Genomic DNA, 14,094 nt, shown 5'->3' with positions numbered 1-14,094 from the left:
CCACGCTGCTCCGAGAGCTCAGCGGAGGACCACCATGTCCTCCTCGTCGAAGTCGACGGCGGCCGTCCACTGGTCGATGCCGCGACGTACCGCCTCGGTGGTGGGACCGGCGGCGAGTTCGGACAGAGCCGTCTCGTGCCCATGGACTCGAAGAGTTCCCAGACTTGGGGACATCCTCGGCCACGCCGTCCAGGCAGCTTGCCCGCACGACCTGCAGGGACTTCTCTGCGAAGTCGATATGCTCGGGCAGGGACATGGCGGTGAACCACGGCAACTCGGCCATCTCGTCGACGGACAAGTCGTAGAGCTGCTTGGGAACGATGTGCAGCCCCCGGCGCACCGAGAGCACGGTGCGCCGGGGGCGGGCGGTCACGGGGCTCCGGCGACGACGCCGTCCGCCACGGGCCTGATGCGGGCGCGCCCGATGCCCCGGATTTCGCGCGATGCCTTCGCGGCGGGGTTGGCCCAGTCCGACGACCGCGATGCGATGCCTTCGACGGTTCTTCCCTGGGCCTTGGCGACGCGTTGGGTAGCCACGCGTGTGGAGCGGTGAGGCCGACGAATGAGACGGCCTCGGTAAGGGTGGCGAGTTTGTTCGTACACCAAGCCCGCACGTGGGCCGAGCGGAGTGCTGCGGTTGGCCGTGGCCAGGACCCCGATGCGCGACGGTGCGTGGGGCCTACTGGTCGGCGGCCGCTGCCTCCGCCTTCTTCTGCAGCTCGCCCAGCACCTTCGCGGGGTCGTTCACGGCCGTGCCGCCGCTCTTCTTGATCTCGGCCGAGACGGCGTCCCAGGTGGTGTCACCCAGCGGGTAGAACACCGCGTTCGGCAGCAGAGAGAAGAAGGGCTCGAGGTCCTTGTGCTTGCCGTTGGTGGTCATCTCCTTCAGCGTGTCCTTGGTGACCGGCATCAGGTTGTACATCTCGTCGAACTTCAGCGTGTTCTCCTTGGAGTACGCGAAGTCGAGGAACGCCCGGACCTCTTCCTTGTGCCCGTTGTCCTTGAACGCCATCATCCAGTCGGCCACACCCAGCGTCGAGGCCAGCGCCCCGCTCTTCCCGGGGATCGGCGCGACCCCGTAGTCGACCTTGCCGTCCTTGGACATCTGGATCAGCGACGGGTGACCGTTGAGCATCGCGGTCTTGCCGGCCGCGAAGTCCGCGAACGCGGTCTTGCGGTCCGTCGTCGCCGGGTTGGCATAGGTCAGCTTCGGACCGACGAGGTTCGCCTTCAGCCACGCGAACGACTCGACGTTGGCCTTGCTGTTCAGCGTGTACGCGCCCTTGGCATCCGTGAAACCACCACCGTTGCCCAGCTCCCAGATCAGCGACTCGCCCTGGGCCTCCTCCGGACCCAGCGGCAGCGCGTACGGGGTCACGCCCGGCACCTTCGCCTTGACCTTCTCCGCCGCCGCCTTCAGCTCGTCCCAGCTCTTCGGCGCCTCGGTGACACCCGCCTTGGCGAAGATCGCCTTGTTGTAGAAGAACGCCCGCGCCGAGGACACGAACGGGATGCCGTACTGCGTGCCCTCGACCTCACCGGCCTTGGCGAAGCTGCCGATCAGATTGGCACGCGTCTTCTCCGACAGCACCTCATCGGCCTTGTACAGCAGATCGTCCGCGACCTTGTCGGCGTACCCACCCGTCTGCAGGACGTCCGGCACGTTACCGCTCTGGATCATCGTCTTGACCTGGGAGTCGATGTCATTCCAGTTGATCACCTGGACATCGACCTTGATCTTCGGGTTGGCGGCGGTGAAGCGCTGCGCAACGTCCTTCCAGTACGCCGTCGAACTGTTCGACGCCTTGTCGCCGTAGTCGGCCGCCACCAGCTTCAGGGTCACCTCACCGTTCGCCGAGTCGCCGCCGTCCTTGCCGGCACCACAGGCCGTGAGGGTGAGCACGCCGATGGTGCAGGCCGCCACGATCATCCGCTTGTTCATCGTCAGTACCGCCTTTGTTTCTGCCAACCGTCGGGACGATGCGGCTGGTGGAGTGAAGGAAGGCAATCTCGGAGCGTGAATGAACCTGGGTACAGCTCCAGGTATTCGCTCAGTAACGAGCAATTGCCGTGATGAAAGTAAACACGATGACGTGCTTCGGCACCAAGGGCCGTTACGTGAACGATGCCGAATCGCGCGGGTGTTGGGTGCCTGCCGCCCCGTGCGCCGTAGGGCGCTCGCGGCGGCGGGCTGTGGTGAGTGCTCTCAGACGGTGATCACTTCGATGCCGGCCTCGGTGAGCCTGTCCACCATGTCCGGGGCGATGTCGGAGTCGGTGACGATGGAGTCGATACGGTCGAGGCCGCAGATCCTGGCGAAGGCGCGCTTGCCCATCTTGGAGGAGTCGGTCACCAGGATGACCTTGCGGGCGCACTGGGCGAAGAGCCGGCTGATACCGGCCCCGTCCTCCTGGTGCGTCATGACCCCGAGCTGCGGGTCCACGCCGTTGACACCCAGGACGGCGACGTCCAGCACCACCTTGTTCAGCACTCCCGCCGTCAGCGGCCCCAGCAGCTCGGTGGTCTGCGGTCGGGCCACACCACCGGTCACCACGATCTTGAACTGCGGACGGACCGCCAGCTCACCGACGATGTTCAGCGCGTTGGTCACGACGGTGCACATGGGGCCGTTCTGCCCCTCACCCGACTCGCCCAGGCCTCCGCCCGTCCGCAAGGCCAGCGCGCGGGCCACCTCAGTGGTCGTCGTGCCTCCGTTGAGACCGATGACGTCCCCCACGGTCAGCAGGTCCGCCACCGCCCCGGCGATCCGTTGCTTCTCGGAGGCCCGGCGGGAGGACTTGTAGCGCAAGGGGAGCTCGTACGACACACCGTGCGCGATCGCCCCTCCGCGCGTGCGGACGAGGAGCCGCTGCTCCGCGAGCTCATCGAGGTCCCGGCGAATGGTGGCGGGCGACGCATCGACGGCGGCAGCGGCCCCATCCACGTCCAACTTGCCCTCGACCGCCAGCAACTCGAGCAACCTGCTCCACCGCTCCTGCTTGAACATGTGCCGCAGCCTTCCTACCTCTGAGACGTCCGAACCGAATACCGCTGACCCGAGTGGCGACGCGAGGAGGGTCCGGCTGCGGTCGCAGCCGGACCCTCCGCTCTGTGGTGCTGTTCTCTCCTCGCGGCTCAGCCGTACGGCTTGCCCACTCGACGGTCCAGAAGGCTCTGTTCGTGCCCGTGTGCGGGAGCCGGAGAAGGGAGTCCGCGGCCCCCGCCTGACGCCGTCACGTCAGCTTCTCGGACTCTCTCCCGTCCGGGACACGACGCCTGGACGCCTGGCACGTGGCCCAGCGCTCCACCATGCCGTCGGGCCGTCAGGCCCGGTGTGTCATCCGATGGTCCAGCGCTGCAGTGCCGAGCCGTTGGCGGGTTCCTGGGTGACGAGGGCGCCGTCGGCGGTCGATGCGGTAGTCAGCAGGAGGCCGCTCTTGACCGAGGTCACGGTGTGGCCGCCGCCGGCGGCCGGGGTGACCTGCCACTGCTGGTTGGTGGTTCCGCTGCAGGTCCACTGGACGATGGGGGCGCCTGCGGACAGGGAACCGTGGCTGACGTCGGCACAGAGTCCGGAGGCGACGTTGACCAGGATGTAGGAGCCGTCCGACTGCTTGACGAAGGTCCACTTCTGGTTGTTGCCGCCGTGCAGGGCCCAGGTGTCGAGCTGTGTGTCCAGTGCGCCGGAGCTGCCGGGCACGTCCAGGGCCTTGCCGCCGGTGGTGAGGGTGTGGACACCGATCAGGCTGCTGCTGGAAGGGGGAGTGGACCAGGGGACGTCGGGGGCGGCGTAGTACTCGATCCCCGCGGCGGACCAGCGTGCTCCGTGGGTGCCCAGACGGCGGCTGAAGTCGGTGTAGTTATGGGTGGACCGCGGCGACCAGCCGATCTCGGCGATGGCGGGCAGACGCGGGAAGCTCATGTGCTCGGCGTACACGTACGGCTCGGGGAACTGGCTCGTGGACGTGGCCGGGCGGTGCCAGCCGGCGTAGGCGCGGTCGGTCCACAGGGCGGCCTCGACGCCGGCGATCCTGTCGGCCGGAACGAGAGAGCCGGTGCCGTCGAGCTTGGCGGTCGAGGTGGTGGGGTCCCAGTCATAGGCCCTGCTCAGCGGGACGTGGCCCTGCCAGTCCTGCCCGTACGGCGTCGAGGAGTCGTACAGCATGTCGAGGTACGCGTGGTCCGAGGGGGACATGACGAACTTGGCGTTCTGCTGGACGGCGTCGCGGACGAAGTGGACGTTCTCGTTCTCGTAGCTCGTGCCGATCGTGGACCGGTCGCCGTCGCTGCCCCACCACTGCATGATGCTGTTCGCGGGGATCGTCGACTGGCCGAGCTGGTGCCAGCCCATCACGGTCTTGCCCTGCGAGGTCACGGCCGAGCTGGCGGCGGAGACGTAGGCGGCGTACTGGGACGGGGTGGCCGCCGGGGTCTCGTCACCGCCGAGGTGGACGTACGGTCCGGGTGTCATCGACGCCACCGTGTCGATCACGGTGGTGAGGAAGTCACTGACGTTGGAGACGTGCTGCGGGTCGCTCAGACAGTAGAGGCTGATGCCCACAGCGAAGCCCGAGTACAGGGGGCTGGGCTGGTCGTCACAGTTGAGGTTGGGGACTGAGGCCAGCGCGGAGTTGATGTGGCCGGGGCCGTCGATCTCCGGGACGACGGTCATGAAGCGGGACTTGGCGTAGGCCACGATCTCCTGGTACTCGGCCGCGGTGTAGTACCAGTTCGTCCCGCCGGTGAAGCCGCTCTGGGTACTCGCGCCGATCGTCGTCAGGCTCGGTATCGCGCCGATCGCGATACGCCAGCCCTGGTCGTCCGTGAGGTGCAGGTGCAGGGTGTTGATCTTGTACATGGCGGCCTGGTCGATGTACCGCTTGAGCTGGTCCATCGGGAAGAAGCGCCGGGCGACGTCCACCATGACGCCGCGGTAGGAGTACCGGGCGTTGTCCGAGATCTGCACGGGGGCGACGGTCCAAGGGCCCGGCTTGACCGACGTGGACTCGATCGCGGCCGGCAGCAGCTGACGCAGGGTCTGCACCCCGCGGAACAGGCCCTGCGCCCCGTGCGCGGTCACCGTCACGCCGGTGCCGGTCGACGACAGGGAGTAGCCCTCAGCACCGAGGGTGCTCGCACCGTTGGGGTTGAGGACGATGGCCTGGCTCACGGGCTGGGAGGTGGTGGTGACCGGCAGGGTGTAGCCGGTCGCGGGGGCCAGCAGCCCCGCGAGGTAGGTGCCCACTCCCGCCGCGTCGGGGTCACTGGAAGCGATGACGTTCACCGGCGTCTGCGCGGTGAGGGTGAAGCCGCTGCCGCTCAGGCTGGTCTGGGACACGGGCTGGGGCACGACGGCCGGGGCGGGAGCCTTGACGGTCGGCTTCGGGGCGGCGGTGGCCGTTGTCGGCACGAGCGAGGCGAGAGTCAGGGTGAGCGCGGCGAGAGCGGCGATTCTTCTGCCCCGTGGGCGCGTTGAGCGCATGGGTGACTCCTTCGGTGGAGGGGACGCACGGCTGCGGGTGCGGCTGGGTAGGCCGCCCCGCCAGGAGCGTGGTGAGGAAAGGAAGCACGCAGCCGAGAACATGAGAAGTGCGCTGTTGTGCGCACGCTGGGCCGCTGCCGATCACTTTCGAACGAACCGTGGCAGTGCGGGAGCGGGGCTCGCCGCCGATGTCCGGCCGGAGCCCACCGCGGCGCGACCGGTCGGCCGTCCGGCCAGACGCTTCGAATTCAACGCGCGGGCGGGCCACGTGGTCGGCGTGGACGTGGGGGTCAGCGAGATCAGAGCCGTCACGGTGGACCTCCGAGGCACCGTGGTCGCGCACGAATCCGCTCTGATCGCCGCGAACAGCTCCACCGACGAACGACTCACCCAAGCCCGGTCGGTGATGCGCCGCTGCGCGAAGGCCGCCCGGGTCGAGGACACCGGCGTCTTCGGCGTCGGTGTCGCCTCGACCGGGATCATCGACAACAACGGCCAGGTGATCCTCAGCTTCCGGATACCCGATCTGGCTGGTACGGACCTGTCCGAGGCGCTGCGCGTGTTCGGGACGGCGCCGGTGCTCGTCGGCAACGACGCCCGTCTCGGCACACTCGCCGAATCATGGCTCGGAGCCGCTCGCGGAATCGGCGACGTCGTCAACGTCGTCACCGGCCGGCACCTCACCGCGGGCGTCATGCTCGATGGAGCCGTCCGACTGGGCAGGCACGGCGCGGCGGGCGAGATCGCGGTCCTTCCCGAGGCCGGGTGGCGTGCCGCCCTCGAACTCATCGAGTCCCAGGGCGATCCGATGGCGCTGTTCGCGGCAGCGGGAGCGGGCGAAGACGCGGCGATCGCGACCGTCGATCAGTTCGCCGCAGATCTGTCCGTCGGCATCGCCGCGATCGTCCTGACGGTTGACCCCGATTGCGTGGTCGTCTCCGGGCCGCTCGCGGAGGCGGGCGAGCACCTGCTCGCACCGCTGCGCACTCACCTGGCTCAACGCTGCCTGTTCCCCATCGACGTCAAGGCCTCGACCCTGGGTCCTGACGCGGTCGCCTTGGGCGCGGCGAGACTTGCCTTGACCCAGGTGGAACGAGACTTGTTCGACGTCGAGCAGGTAGAAAAGGGCAGGGGTTGGGGATGACTCTGAAGACCTTCTGATGTGAGTCGCGGCGGACGACGTTGAAGCCGATGCTCAGGCCGGCGCCGTGGTTGATGGATTTCGCCTGGTTCCTGGTGTCGGCCGACTCCGACACACCGGCTTCGGAGCGAAACGAGCTGGCTGGCGACAGCCGCACTCCGCTTGCCTGCACGACGACAAGCCTGCCCTCTTCGAAAACGATTCGATCACCGGCAGACAGGAAGAGCGGACTCGCCAGCTCGAAGGCGTGGGCTGAGCGGCGGGACCGGGCGAAACGGTCCCGTGGGACGGCGAGGGGCACCCGTGCTTCAGTACCGGATGCAGGCGGACCGCAGGTCGGTGTAGAAGTCCCAGACGCCGGACGAGCATTCGGGCGCGCCCAGCTGGGAGGCCTTGGCTCCCATGTGCGGCAGGTGGGAGTACGCGCCGACGCCCGGCCGGTTGACGTGCAGCATGCCGGCCTGGAAGTCCTGCAGCGCCTGGAACATCAGGGACGGGTTCTGGGTGAAGATCGTCCCGGACATCCCGTACTTCACGGAGTTCGAGATGCGCATGGCGTCCTCGTAGCCGTCGCAGTCGATCACCGAGAGGACGGGGCCGAAGACCTCCTCCTGGGCGATCTCGCTGTCCCAGGCCACGTCCGTCAGGATCGTGGGGTTCACGAAGTAACCCGGGGTGTCCCGCTCCGCCGCCCCGCCCTCGCAGGCGATCGTGGCGCCTGCGGCGACGGCCGACTCGACGGCGTCGACAGCGGCGTCGAGGGCCGCGTCGGCGAGGACGACGAGGGCGTTCTTGCCGCCGAGTTCCAGCTGGGTGCGCATGAGCCGGCCGGCGCCCGCCTTGTTGATCGCCTGGCCCACCGGCAGCGAGCCGGTGAAGGAGATGCCGGCCACGCGGGGGTCGGCGACGAGGCTTCGCCGGGTTCGTGGTCGCCCTGGAGCAGGTTGAGGACGCCCGGCGGCGTCTGCGAACGCCTCGACGAGCAGGGCGGACGTCCACGGCGTCAGCGGCGAGGGCTTCAGTACGGCGGTGCAGCCGGCGGCGAGGGCCGGGGCGACCTTCCACATGGGGATCGCGACCGGGAAGTTCCACGGCGTGATGAGGCCGACGACTCGGAGGGGGCGGCGGAACGTCATCGCGACGGTCCGCAGCTCCTCCGCGGGTGTGGTGACGCCGTTGATCCGGCGGGCCTCGCCGATGGTGAAGTCGAGGATCGCCAGCGAGCGCGTCACCTCGCCCCTGCCCTCGGCCAGTCGCTTGCCCTGCTCGCGGGTGATCGCCTGGGCCAACACCTCGCGGCGCTCCTCGATCAGCCGGGCCGCCCTGGTCAGGAACGTCGCCCGTTCGATCGGGCCGAGCGCGTCCCCCGCGCCCTGGGCGGCCGCGGCCGCGTCGACCGCGGCGGCGGCGTCCTTGGCGCCGGACTCCGCGAACGCGCCGATGACGTCGTCGGTGTCGGCCGGGTTCAGGTCGGCGCGTACCGTGCCGGTCGAGGACGGCGCCCAGCTGCCGTCGATGTGGTTGAGGAGGTGTTCAGGGCGCGGCTCTGGGACGAGGTTCGCGATGAGGCTCTGCGCCGGGGTCTCCGCCAGAAACAGGACCGCTTCGGCCAGGTCGTCGACGGTGTAGTTGTGGCTGCCGACCACGTGGGAGAGGTTGCGGACGAAGGTGTTGGGCTCGAAGCTCACCTGAGGGCCGGGGGAGACCGAGCCGACCAGGGCGACGCGCCCGTCCAGTCCGGCGACGTCCAGCGCCGACTGCACGGCGCGGCTGTTGCCGGAGAGTTCGATGACGACGTCGGCGCCGTACTTCGCGGCGTACTCGGCGAGGTCGGCGGGGCCGCAGACGGCGGTCGCTCCGAAGGCCCGGGCCAGTTCTCGCCGGTTCTCGTCCACGTCGCAGGCGACGACGTGTTCCGCGCCGAACTCGCGGGCGTAGGCGACGGTGGTGAGGCCGAGCATGCCGCAGCCGATGACGATCACGGAGTCGCCGGCCGAGAGCTCCGCCCGCCGCGCGGCGCAGACCACGGTGGCGGTCGCGCAGTTCGCGGGCGCCGCCACCGAGGCGGGCAGTGACTCGGGTACCGTCACGAGGCCGGTTCCTTCGACGAGATGGCAGTGGGTGGCGAAGCCGCCGTTGAGCCGCCAGTGGTCGGTGATGGCCTCATGACCGTACTTGCGGACGCCGGTGCACTTCTGCGGCACACCGCGCAGGCACCGTCGGCAGGAGCCGCAGGAGGTGCCGATCGTCCAGGTGACGCGCTGCCCCGGCTCGACGGGCCGACCGTCGACGGTGTGCACGGTTCCGGCGACGTCCTCGACGATCCCGACCGCCTCGTGTCCGAGGACCGTGGGCAGCGGGGTCGGCCGGTCGCCGGAGATGGTGTGCACGTCGCTGCCGCAGATGGTGGCCAGCTCGATGCGGACCAGGACCTCGCCGGGGGCCAGCTCGGGACGGGGCTGGGAGACGAGCGAGAAACCGCTGCCGGGACCGGACCAGACTGCCGCGAGGGGGAGCGTGCTCGGATCTGTCATGTCGTTCTCCGCCTAACGTCGGATCGTCAGAGCGACCAGAGCGCTGCACGCACAGGCTCCGGCGACGATGGGGAAGATGAGGCCGGTGTTGCCGGTGCTGTCCATGAGGCCGCCGATCAGCGGCTCGGCCGCGCCGGCGAACACGTACGCGAAGCAGTTGACCGCGCCGGTCGCCGTGCCCGCCATCCGCTTGCCCGCGATGTCGGGGCACAGGGCCCAGAAGGACGACTGGGGACCGTAGACGAAGAAGCCGGTGAGGAACAGGACGACGATGCCCGTCGTGGTGCTCAGCGGAGCGGTGTACATGGTCATCGCCATCACCGCACCGATGATCATGAAGAGGATGATCGGCCGGTCCCGGCGGGCGCCGAACATACGGTCGGAGATCACTGACGTTGGACGCCCTCGTCCCATACGGGCAGCCGATGCCGTGGAATCGGTCACCTGATATCCCGTGTCATGGCGATGCTCGTGCACTTGACCTCAGCAGCGAACGCGCCGCGCATCCGGCGGTCCGGGATCCGGGCGGCCCGCCACGGACAGGGCAGCGCGCGGGGGGTCTACTGCTTCCCGGTCCTGCCGTACGGACGAACGTCCGCAGATCTGACCGCGGGCAGCGGCAGCACGGCAGAGGATCTCGGTTGAGATCGATGCCCCGACCAGGGACACTCGCGCGATGAGCCACCGCACATCGTCTGAACCGATCGAGCGAGGGTGGGACGAGCCCTGGTATCGGGTCCGCATGGAGGGCTTCCACGCGTCGTTCCTGCCCAGCGACGGCGAGGACTTGGACGAGGTCTGCAACGTCGATGTCTTCGTGACTCTGAAGGATGGATCTCGTTGGACCGCGACCGTGTTCACCGTCGCGGAAGTCGAGCGCCTGATGAAACTCTGGGTAGGGACCGACGAGGCCCTCGGGGGCCGGTACTTCTGGGTCTCGGACGGCCTGATCGTCAGGGATCCCGGCATCGACAACATGACCGACGTGATCGCCGGACTGATCGAGAACGGCGAGTTCTCCGAGGTCTTTCAGCGGGTGATCAACAACTGATCAAGTGCTGGGCCGCCGGAAGCGACGTGGGTCGTCGGCAGACATTTGCAGGGTCGACCGGGCGCGAGTCACCCTGATAGTCGAGGGGAGGTGCTGACGTGCACACCAGCGACGAGATCTACCACCGGGTGCTCTGGGACCCTCGCTTCGACCCCGAGCGGTTCGTGATGGGGATCGCCGAGCGCGGGGCCCCGCCGAAGCGGGTCCTGCTCGGCGACTTCGTGCCGGGCGGGGAGATCCCCTGGCACCGTGTGGTGTTCTTCGAGGCGGACGGTCAGGTCGTCTGGGACCGCGCCTCCGGCGTCGACCGGCTCGACGAGACCCTCGTCGGGCAGGTCGGCCCCGTGCCGGCCCCGGCACCCGGCGACGTCCTCGCCGTCCCGTCGACGAACCGCACCGCCGTCGCCTGGCTGCCGCCGGCGGAGTTGTGGCCGCCGATCCAGCACATTCGCCGCGAACACGACCGGCAGATCCGCCGCTGGCCGCCGCACGTCAACGTGCTCTTCGGGTTCGTCCCCGAGGCAGAGTTCGCCCGGGCCCTGCCGCTGGTCGCCGCGGCGCTCGCCGAGACGCCGCCGTTCACCGCCCGCCTGGCGGGCGTCCACTGGTTCGGACACCGCGAGGACGCCACCGTCTGGCTCGACCCGGCCGCCGCCGACCACGAGCCCTGGGCGCGGCTGCGGGAGTCCCTGGAGCTCCGCTTCCCGCTCTGCGGATCGCACTCGCACGGCTTCACCCCGCACCTGTCCCTCGGCCGTACCCCGGACCCGCACTCCCTCGCCCGCAAGGCGGACGCCCTCCTCGGCCCCATGACGGCCCGGGTCGACGAGCTGGTCCTGCTCTCCCGGCGCGGCGACGAGCCGATGCGGGTCCGGGCCCGCGTCATGCTCGGCAGCGGCGACGTACGTCACCCGGAGAATTCGGCCCTTCCGGGCAACCCTCCGCCGTCACCGCCCGTCTAGTCGGACGCGCACGGGCTTCGGCCCGGCCCGGCCGGCATGCAACGAAGTCATGAGTACGCACCCACGCCTTCTGCAGTGACGTGGCCGAGAAGGCGCTCGCCGATCTTGACTGGGGTGAGCGGGCCGCCGTCGAGGCGGTGCGCCGGCTCATCGAAGCTGGTGACAGTGTTCTTCCCTCACCGTCGGCCGAACCGCTGACCAGCGAAGACGTACCTACTTTGCGCCTGGTGTCCGAGGTAGGAGTCAGGGGACACCTGAAGCAGGGATCTGCCGCCGTTCTGAGACCGATCAGCTTGGCCACAGCGTGAGACGGCCTCAAGACCAGCAGGTCACGGGCACGCGCTTGGCCACGAGCGGCGAGACCCTACATCCCAGCCTATGTAGCCCCAACCCGTGATCGCACGCCCTTGTGGCTACCCGGTGCCCCGGACCGAAGCTCGTACGGGGCACCGCTGTTGATCGCCTGCGCCTGCTCGACGAGGTCGGTGCCGGTGAAGCCGAGGAGTGCGGCGTCGGCGGCCGCACGGAGCACGGGGCACGATCTCGTCGACCGACCGACCGACCGACCGACCGACCGACCGACCGACCGACCGACCGACCGCGGTGCGAGACGGCGAGCCCGGCGTAGGCCCGCTGGTATGGGACGCCGTACGAGCTGTTGGGGTCCGGCAGGAGGTGTCGATGTGCCGCGCGCTGACCGTGATCTCACTCATGACCGCTGCGTGCGTCGCTTGGGCCGGGGCGGGTTCCCAGCCTTCCTGCCAACGACGCTACTGAACTTGATTGGGTGATGTCGGAGCCCTTCGCCTGACGGCGGGCACTCGGCTTCGGTAGTCCTGGGCCGTGAGATACGCACAGGGCGGCGGGTTGACCGACGCCGGGAGTGCCGTGCGGGAGCGGATCCGGCTGCAGGCCGTGGAACGCTTCGAGGGCGGGGGAAACCGGGAGATCGCTGCCGGCGTCCGAGGCTCAGCGAGAGGCAGATCGCCAGGCTGGAGCGGGAGTTAGAGCGCGGTCCGCTGGCCCATGGCTGGGCGGACCAGCGGTGGACGCTGGCGCGGGTGAAGCCGCTGATCGGTCGGCTGTTCCACGTGAGCTACACAGCTGAGGGGACGTGGCGGCTGCTCAAGCGGCACCGGCTGGTCGTGGCAGCAGCCGGCCCGCCGCGCGATCGAACGCGACGACACGGCCGTCGAGCTGTGGAAGAAGGAGGTGTGGCCGCCGCAGGTAAAAGCACCGCGGCGGTTCGAGGTGCCTGGATCGTCTTCGAGGGCGAGGCCGGACAGCCGATGACGCCGCCGCGTGCCAGAACCTGGGGCCGCATCGGGCGCACGCCGGTTGTCCGTGTGCGCGGCCGGGGCTCCGGACGGGTCTCGATGGCCGGCATGGCCTGCTACAGACCGGGCGAACGGTCCCGGCTGATACACGCCATCCGCGAGTACCGGGGCCGCAAGGACGAGCCAAAGGGTTTCTCCTGGCGCGACTTCCGGGACCTGGTCGTCCGCGCCCGCATCCAGCTCGGCGGCCCGATCGTGCTCGTCTGCGACAACGCCCGGATCCACCTCGTGCCGCCGCTGAAGGCGTTCTTCGAGGCCAATGCCCACTGGTTGACGGTCTTCCAACTGCCCACCTACGCGCCCGACCTTAACCCCCAGGAGGGCGTTTGGTCGCTGGTCAAGCGCGACATCGGCAACCTCGCCGCCGCTGACCTCGGCCAACTGGCCCGAGCTGTCAAGCGCAAGCTCAAACAGATCCAGTACCGCCCCCACCTCGTCGACGGGTGCCACACCGGCACCGGCCTGATCATGGACAACGTGGGCCGCGAAGGTGATCGAAACGCCCCGGCGGAGTGAACGTGACAGCTCAATCCGATCCCCGAACGCCTTCGTCGTAATCCTTCTCGTCTGCGAGGTCCGGATCGCGAGCCGTCCGGTCAGCGTCTCGGGACGACACCGACGACTTACTGGTACCAGTCGTCGCCTCCCTCGGAGAGTGAACGGTCCAGGTAGTCCCTCAGGTCTCCTGCCACCCATCGGCGGCTGTCGGTCTCGTGCTCCCAGACGAAGATGTCCGGGCGCTGGGGTGTCTGAACGAACGCGAACTGGTCGCCGCCCCCGTTGTCCCCGAAAAAGAGAAGAGCGTCGAAGGGCATATACAGCTGGGCGAAGGACCTGTCGGATCGGAAGAAGAGGTTCTGGTCGACAATCCGTTCGATGGGCCACACGGTGTCCACTGCGGTATGCCCGATGATCCCGTCACTGTCCAGGAGCAGCTGCCTCAGCTTGTCAGGCAGCCCGCATCCGAGACGGCGCTCTGCGTCAGCGAGGGCCGCCACCTGCGCAGGACTCCGGAACCTTGCCCCAGGAAAGACCTCAAGGGCCGCTTCTCTCCACATGATCCGAAGACTACTCAGCGGCCGGCTGGCTCCTGAATGAAGGTGCCCGGCCCGCGCACCAAGCCGGGACCGCAGCCTGCCAGCCGGACACCTCCGCCAGCCTGCACCGACATCACGAGTTCAGCTTCAGTACCCAGCAGCCACAACCGGGCCGGCTGTGACCTGAGGACTGTTGGGGAGCAGCGGCGCGAGGTTGTCCCTTACGAACTCGGCGGCGCGCTTGATCGATTCTTCGGCCCCGGATTGGTCTTCGAAGACGCTGGTGGAGATCATCACTCCGTCTCCAGCATCCACCCAGTAGTAAGCCACGAAACCGGGGACTCGGCGGAGGAGGGGCACAAATCCCTCGTCCACTCGGCGTCCGGCCTCGGCGGAGTCGGTCACTCCTTCGTAGCGCCGGATTACTGCGTACATAGCTGATCTCCTCATGGATCCCAAGGTCGCCTTGCGCGAAACGACATACCCCCACCGAGAGTCTCTTGCTCGGGGAACGGCCTGAGGTGACCTGGATAGGCGCACCCAGTGAGCC

Annotated in this window: 13 protein-coding genes and 1 pseudogene; 6 read left to right on the top strand and 8 right to left on the bottom strand. The window is 68.7% G+C overall.

Annotation, left to right across the window (positions count from 1 at the left end; translation table 11 throughout):
• Positions 1 to 18 precede the first annotated feature (18 nt).
• The 4 genes from OG361_RS04235 to OG361_RS04220 form a co-directional block, all read right to left on the bottom strand.
• Positions 19 to 174, bottom strand: a complete 156-nt coding sequence (locus OG361_RS04235; RefSeq protein ID WP_405851909.1) for a hypothetical protein — start codon at positions 172 to 174, stop codon at positions 19 to 21.
• 505 nt (positions 175 to 679) lie between these two features.
• On the bottom strand, positions 680 to 1,942 hold the full coding sequence (locus OG361_RS04230) for an extracellular solute-binding protein (protein ID WP_405862063.1): 1,263 nt from the start codon (positions 1,940 to 1,942) through the stop codon (positions 680 to 682).
• A gap of 264 nt (positions 1,943 to 2,206) precedes the next feature.
• Positions 2,207 to 3,007, bottom strand: a complete 801-nt coding sequence (locus OG361_RS04225) for a DeoR/GlpR family DNA-binding transcription regulator (RefSeq protein ID WP_405851908.1) — start codon at positions 3,005 to 3,007, stop codon at positions 2,207 to 2,209.
• A 330-nt stretch (positions 3,008 to 3,337) separates the two neighbouring features.
• Positions 3,338 to 5,482 (bottom strand): family 20 glycosylhydrolase, encoded by a 2,145-nt coding sequence (locus OG361_RS04220; RefSeq protein WP_405851907.1) that lies wholly within the window; start codon positions 5,480 to 5,482, stop codon positions 3,338 to 3,340.
• Between the two features lie 100 nt (positions 5,483 to 5,582).
• Between OG361_RS04220 and OG361_RS04215 the strand changes: the two genes are divergently transcribed.
• Positions 5,583 to 6,626 (top strand): ROK family protein, encoded by a 1,044-nt coding sequence (locus OG361_RS04215; protein ID WP_405851906.1) that lies wholly within the window; start codon positions 5,583 to 5,585, stop codon positions 6,624 to 6,626.
• A 305-nt stretch (positions 6,627 to 6,931) separates the two neighbouring features.
• Here OG361_RS04215 and OG361_RS04210 read toward each other — a convergent pair whose 3' ends face one another.
• The gene (locus OG361_RS04210) at positions 6,932 to 9,157 is read right to left on the bottom strand and encodes an aldehyde dehydrogenase family protein (RefSeq protein WP_405851905.1); all 2,226 of its coding nucleotides are present in this window, start codon (positions 9,155 to 9,157) and stop codon (positions 6,932 to 6,934) included.
• 12 nt (positions 9,158 to 9,169) lie between these two features.
• Positions 9,170 to 9,547, bottom strand: coding sequence for a hypothetical protein (locus OG361_RS04205; protein WP_405851904.1), 378 nt, complete (start codon positions 9,545 to 9,547; stop codon positions 9,170 to 9,172).
• A gap of 69 nt (positions 9,548 to 9,616) precedes the next feature.
• Here OG361_RS04205 and OG361_RS04200 point away from each other — a divergent pair.
• The 5 genes and pseudogenes from OG361_RS04200 to OG361_RS04180 form a co-directional block, all read left to right on the top strand.
• Positions 9,617 to 9,739 (top strand): annotated as a pseudogene (locus OG361_RS04200) (HEAT repeat domain-containing protein); the annotation flags it as partial.
• A 94-nt stretch (positions 9,740 to 9,833) separates the two neighbouring features.
• Positions 9,834 to 10,208 (top strand): hypothetical protein, encoded by a 375-nt coding sequence (locus tag OG361_RS04195; protein ID WP_405851903.1) that lies wholly within the window; start codon positions 9,834 to 9,836, stop codon positions 10,206 to 10,208.
• A 98-nt stretch (positions 10,209 to 10,306) separates the two neighbouring features.
• On the top strand, positions 10,307 to 11,170 hold the full coding sequence (locus tag OG361_RS04190) for an RNA repair domain-containing protein (RefSeq protein ID WP_405851902.1): 864 nt from the start codon (positions 10,307 to 10,309) through the stop codon (positions 11,168 to 11,170).
• Positions 11,171 to 12,274: 1,104 nt separating this feature from the next.
• Positions 12,275 to 12,463: a winged helix-turn-helix domain-containing protein gene (locus OG361_RS04185; protein WP_405862061.1), complete on the top strand. Its 189-nt coding sequence runs from the start codon at positions 12,275 to 12,277 to the stop codon at positions 12,461 to 12,463.
• Positions 12,460 to 13,023: a transposase gene (locus OG361_RS04180; RefSeq protein ID WP_405862059.1), complete on the top strand. Its 564-nt coding sequence runs from the start codon at positions 12,460 to 12,462 to the stop codon at positions 13,021 to 13,023. Before OG361_RS04185 ends, OG361_RS04180 begins: the two co-directional genes overlap by 4 nt.
• A gap of 107 nt (positions 13,024 to 13,130) precedes the next feature.
• Here OG361_RS04180 and OG361_RS04175 read toward each other — a convergent pair whose 3' ends face one another.
• Positions 13,131 to 13,565, bottom strand: a complete 435-nt coding sequence (locus tag OG361_RS04175) for an SMI1/KNR4 family protein (protein WP_405851901.1) — start codon at positions 13,563 to 13,565, stop codon at positions 13,131 to 13,133.
• Positions 13,566 to 13,691: 126 nt separating this feature from the next.
• A complete protein-coding gene (locus tag OG361_RS04170; protein WP_405851900.1) occupies positions 13,692 to 13,979 on the bottom strand; it encodes a hypothetical protein in 288 nt (95 codons plus the stop codon).
• Positions 13,980 to 14,094: the final 115 nt, after the last annotated feature.

Source organism: Streptomyces sp. NBC_00090, assembly GCF_045160815.1.
In the GTDB taxonomy this organism is placed as follows: Bacteria; Actinomycetota; Actinomycetes; order Streptomycetales; family Streptomycetaceae; genus Streptomyces.
Note: the sequence above shows the minus strand (reverse complement) of the source record. Positions and strands in the feature narration are given on the sequence as shown.

Coding starts and splice junctions, on each gene's coding strand:
- OG361_RS04225 (WP_405851908.1), bottom strand. CDS start 3,007: ATGTTCAAGCAGGAGCGGTGGAGCAGGTTGCTCGAGTTGCTGGCGGTC.
- OG361_RS04235 (WP_405851909.1), bottom strand. CDS start 174: ATGTCCCCAAGTCTGGGAACTCTTCGAGTCCATGGGCACGAGACGGCT.
- OG361_RS04210 (WP_405851905.1), bottom strand. CDS start 9,157: ATGACAGATCCGAGCACGCTCCCCCTCGCGGCAGTCTGGTCCGGTCCC.
- OG361_RS04180 (WP_405862059.1), top strand. CDS start 12,460: ATGACGCCGCCGCGTGCCAGAACCTGGGGCCGCATCGGGCGCACGCCG.
- OG361_RS04175 (WP_405851901.1), bottom strand. CDS start 13,565: ATGTGGAGAGAAGCGGCCCTTGAGGTCTTTCCTGGGGCAAGGTTCCGG.
- OG361_RS04170 (WP_405851900.1), bottom strand. CDS start 13,979: ATGTACGCAGTAATCCGGCGCTACGAAGGAGTGACCGACTCCGCCGAG.
- OG361_RS04230 (WP_405862063.1), bottom strand. CDS start 1,942: ATGAACAAGCGGATGATCGTGGCGGCCTGCACCATCGGCGTGCTCACC.
- OG361_RS04220 (WP_405851907.1), bottom strand. CDS start 5,482: ATGCGCTCAACGCGCCCACGGGGCAGAAGAATCGCCGCTCTCGCCGCG.
- OG361_RS04195 (WP_405851903.1), top strand. CDS start 9,834: ATGAGCCACCGCACATCGTCTGAACCGATCGAGCGAGGGTGGGACGAG.
- OG361_RS04215 (WP_405851906.1), top strand. CDS start 5,583: ATGAGAAGTGCGCTGTTGTGCGCACGCTGGGCCGCTGCCGATCACTTT.